At 32.4% G+C, this 324-nt stretch carries 1 protein-coding gene; it reads left to right on the top strand.

The genetic code is table 11. The annotated features are described in order from the left end of the window. Positions 1-219: transposase (locus BHECKSOX2_RS10710; protein ID WP_218973234.1), on the top strand; the 219-nt coding region annotated here is incomplete at its 5' end. Between the last annotated feature and the right edge of the window lie 105 nt (positions 220-324).

The raw sequence follows: 324 nt of genomic DNA, 5'->3' as shown, positions 1-324 counted from the left end.
AATCTAAAGGCTATCTTGAAAAACAATATGAAAAATAAAAATAAGGGTAGAGACAGTTTTATCACAAAAATGCGTAGTCCGTATGAGCGAGTATTCTCTCAAACTAATCATCGAACAAGGTATAGGGGTGTTGCTAAAAATCAGTTTGCAATGTTTATGGAATCATTGGCGTTTAATCTTAAAAGAATGGTGATTTTAAATGAAGAGTATGGTTTTTAAGGGAGGGGTATTGTTTGTTTTTTGTTGATTTTAAGGGAAATTGACAAAAAATGGGAAGATAGCGGGGTTTAATGGGAGAAATATGAAAAAAAATAGGGAATAGCG

It is taken from the genome of thiotrophic endosymbiont of Bathymodiolus puteoserpentis (Logatchev), from assembly GCF_900127505.1.
Classification (GTDB): Bacteria; Pseudomonadota; Gammaproteobacteria; order PS1; family Pseudothioglobaceae; genus Thiodubiliella.
This window is presented reverse-complemented; position numbering and strand designations above follow the sequence as displayed.